The sequence below is a fragment of the Bradyrhizobium lablabi genome (assembly GCF_001440475.1).
Taxonomy (GTDB): domain Bacteria; phylum Pseudomonadota; class Alphaproteobacteria; order Rhizobiales; family Xanthobacteraceae; genus Bradyrhizobium; species Bradyrhizobium lablabi.
The window spans coordinates 424-984 of the sequence record NZ_LLYB01000091.1 but is presented as its reverse complement, the minus strand read 5'-3'; the positions used below and the strand labels follow the sequence as shown (position 1 = coordinate 984).

At 72.0% G+C, this 561-nt stretch carries 1 pseudogene; it reads left to right on the top strand.

The window, feature by feature from the left end:
• Positions 1-103 precede the first annotated feature (103 nt).
• Positions 104-561 (top strand): annotated as a pseudogene (locus CQ14_RS44815) (DUF2155 domain-containing protein); the annotation flags it as partial.

Sequence of the window (561 nt, the reverse complement as noted above, 5' to 3'; positions counted from 1 at the left end):
CCCCTCCCCCCGCCGTATTCAGCGTGTTAACCGGGAGGGACGCGAGCGGCGGATAAGTCTGTACTATGTCGCGAGCCCGATTCGCCCATTAAAGCCGCGCGAGATGCTTCGAACCATTGCCCTGACCGGTCTTGCGGCCCTGATCGCCGCCACCACGGCCTCGCTCGCGCCCCCCGCGCAGGCGCAGATCGGCAATATCTTTTCCGATCCGCCGCTGCGGCCGCCGGGCGCGATTCCGCGCGGCAGTCAGCAGCAGCAACAAATCCCCGATGACGACGAGGAAGTGCCGGAACTGCCGCGCGGCCGCCTGTTGCCGACGCCGAACCGGCCGCCGCCGGGGCAGGGCGCACCGCCACCGGGAAGCTTCCAATCGCAGCCGCTGGCGCCGCCGCCCGGAACGACCGCCGCTCCGCAGGGCACCCAGCCGGGCGTAGCGGTTCAGCCGCCGCAGCCCGGTGGTCCGGGCGTTGCCAATGTGCCGCCAGGGCAGCGCCAGCCCCAGCAGCCTCCGGCCAAGGGCGTGCCGAGTTCGCCGGCGACGTTGCAGCCGGGCGACGAGGT